We start from the raw sequence: 3,469 nt of genomic DNA, 5'->3' as shown, positions 1-3,469 counted from the left end.
CTTAACAGCCTTAACTCTCACATATAACTTTTTCTTATTCTTAATCTTCTTGCTCTTAATTGTAAATTTAGCCTTCTTTACCGTCTTCTTTACAAGCACTTTCTTGAATTTCTTTGTTTTGGAAATCTGTACCTGATATTTCTTTGCTCCCTTTACCTTCTTAAGAGAAATTTTTACTTTCTTTGATGCTTTCTTCTTGGATGCTGATTTTACTTTTACCTTCGGTACATTGACCTTCTTTGGCGCTGCTGTTGGTGCAACTGTCGGATTGTCCGTTTTCGGTTCTGACGGTGTTGTCGTCTCATCCGGCTTTGATGGTGCCGTTGTCTCATCTGAGTCTGACGGTGTTGTTGTTTCCACTGGGTCTGACGGCGTTGTTGTTTCCACTGGGTTCGACGGTGTTGTTGTCTCATCCGGCTTATCAGGTTTCGGATTCACCTCATTTCCTTCTGCATCTACTACCTTAAGATTTTCCATTATCAGTTTGTTATTCAGACCTACCCAGCCCATTCCTACTGCAAGCTCCAACTTTCCGTTTTCATCTGCTGCATCTGTTCTGGAAACTGTCTGTTTTCCTGCAACCAACGCTATCTCTGCATCACTGGCGCTTGTCTTTATCTTTCCGTTATTATTATCCGCAATGATATCATAGCTGATTGTATATGTAGCTCCCGGTGTCAGACCTTCTGCCACAAATTTTATCTGCGTTCCCCACGCATCATGCCATAAGCTGTTTGTTGCAACAATTGCCACTCTGTTTGGATTTTCTGAATCTACCGCAACTTTTCCCTGAGATGCATTCCAGTCTCCAAAATAATATTCCCAGTTTCCATTTGTATACCACTTACTGTCTGCAACCGCATCTGTCCATACCAATTCAGATGTAGCTGCTGTTGTTGTATCTTCTGTCGATGGCTCCGGTGTTGTTTCCTCGTCTGTTGATGGCTCCGGTGTCGTTTCCTCATCTGTTGATGGTTCCGGTGTTGTTGTCTCATCTCCCGCAGGGTCACTATTATATACTTTAAGACTTACATTGCTTATAACAACATTTGCCGCCTCACTTGCTGTATTATTTACATATCCCATCATAAGACCAAACAATACATTATTATTTCCTGTCTTTGATGCCTGGAATTTCATTTCAACATCTTTTGTCTCACCTGCTTTTACTTCTGTGAGGTTTTCTGAAAATACAGACCAATCTCCACCAGCTGCTCCATCACTCTGAAGAAGTAACTGGAATGTTTTATCCACATCAGATGTCACTGTATATTTAGCAACATACCATTTACCTTCTGTTAATGATAATCCATTCTGAACTAACTGAGATGACCAATTATCACCTTCTGTTTTTGCTTCAATTGCTAAAGTCAGAGAACCATCTCCATTATTTGTTGCTGATGTAAAACCAAATTCATTCCAATTAGAGCTATCTGCAAATGCAGTATTCTTTAACAATTCATCTCCATCTGTAATCGGAGCCGCTGTTGTTGTCTCTACTGTAGGTGCATCTCCACCTGTTCCGTTTGCATTTTTAATGTTAACAGTTGCTGTTCCTCCTGCGTATTCGATTATAACATTATTCGTTTGATATGTTAATGCCGACAGATAAACAACAATACCTGCTCCCTGTATAGCTCCTACTGTATCACCTGAAACACCATTAACACTTACTTTGTTAATTCCTGCCGGAACATTTACATAGATACCTTTTTCTGTTGCAAATCCAGGCTGCTGGATATTTATAACTGTAGCCGTTGTATTATCATCATATGAAAATCCTTCGCCCAAATCTTTCCATACAACAATTGAAGAATCTCTCGTTGTTGTCTCACCCTCAGCTTGAATCTTTAACGTAGCATTTCCAGTAACTTCTTTTGCTTCTTCTGTAGCTGTAGCCTTAATGGCAATCTGATATTCTCCCTCTGCCAAGCCACTTACTTCTGATAATGGAATAAACATTCCATTTGTATTCTTTCCATCTACTGTAACTGCTTTTCCATCTACTGTAGCTGTAATAGAATTTTCATCTACCTTTGTTCCCCATGCAAAATGTATTCTTGCTTTATCAAAAATACCCTGACATGTAAATCCTACTATTGTAGCATCACCATCTGTAACTGTGTATACAATACCGTCTACTGTAGCGCTTCCACTAGCCTTTACTGCCGTCTGATTGTAGACAGTTATAGAACTAATAACCAGCGCGATTGCACACACATATGCCAATGCTCTTTTCATTGTTCTGTTCAGTTTCATATTAATCTCCTTTCGTATTTCATTATTTAATGAAACTATGATTTGAATACCGTCCTTGAATTTATTTATGCGGTATTATAGATAAAGTTATTTTACCACAATATCCCCTTCCCTTTTAGGTGGTTATTTTTTATGATAGTAACATTTTTTTATGTTGTTTTGAGAAGTTTCTTCCTTCATTTGAAAAAGGAACCACTTCCGGAAATGTTTCCCTCAGCAGTTCCTCCCTCATTGATTGAGTATATGGCTACTTTTTGATTTTAATCTTCTTAGCTCTTGACCATTTTCCTTTGTATGACTTTCCTCCTACAATCTTTATAGCCTTAGCTCTTACATATAACTTTTTCTTATTCTTAATCTTCTTGCTCTTAATTGTAAATTTAGCCTTCTTTACCGTCTTCTTTACAAGCACTTTCTTGAATTTCTTTGTTTTGGAAATCTGTACCTGATATTTCTTTGCTCCCTTTACCTTCTTAAGAGAAATTTTTACTTTCTTTGATGCTTTCTTCTTGGATGCTGATTTTACTTTTACCTTCGGTACATTGACCTTCTTTGGCGCTGCTGTTGGTGCAACTGTCGGATTGTCCGTTTTCGGTTCTGACGGTGTTGTCGTCTCATCCGGCTTTGATGGTGCCGTTGTCTCATCTGAGTCTGACGGTGTTGTTGTTTCCACTGGGTCTGACGGCGTTGTTGTTTCCACTGGGTTCGACGGTGTTGTTGTCTCATCCGGCTTATCAGGTTTCGGATTCACCTCATTTCCTTCTGCATCTACTACCTTAAGATTTTCCATTATCAGTTTGTTATTCAGACCTACCCAGCCCATTCCTACTGCAAGCTCCAACTTTCCGTTTTCATCTGCTGCATCTGTTCTGGAAACTGTCTGTTTTCCTGCAACCAACGCTATCTCTGCATCACTGGCGCTTGTCTTTATCTTTCCGTTATTATTATCCGCAATGATATCATAGCTGATTGTATATGTAGCTCCCGGTGTCAGACCTTCTGCCACAAATTTTATCTGCGTTCCCCACGCATCATGCCATAAGCTGTTTGTTGCAACAATTGCCACTCTGTTTGGATTTTCTGAATCTACCGCAACTTTTCCCTGAGATGCATTCCAGTCTCCAAAATAATATTCCCAGTTTCCATTTGTATACCACTTACTGTCTGCAACCGCATCTGTCCATACCAATTCAGATGTAGCTGCTGTCGT

Annotated in this window: 1 protein-coding gene and 1 pseudogene; both read right to left on the bottom strand. The window is 39.6% G+C overall.

Features of this window, described 5'->3' with window-relative positions; all coding sequences use genetic code 11:
• On the bottom strand, positions 1-2,259 hold a 2,259-nt coding region (locus tag Q5O86_RS00935; RefSeq protein ID WP_302625279.1), incomplete at its 3' end, for a carbohydrate binding domain-containing protein.
• 247 nt (positions 2,260-2,506) lie between these two features.
• Positions 2,507-3,469: pseudogene (locus Q5O86_RS00930) on the bottom strand (hypothetical protein); the annotation flags it as partial.

Origin of the sequence: uncultured Eubacterium sp., assembly GCF_937958975.1 — a bacterium.
GTDB lineage: Bacteria > Bacillota > Clostridia > Lachnospirales > Lachnospiraceae > Eubacterium_G.
This window is presented reverse-complemented; position numbering and strand designations above follow the sequence as displayed.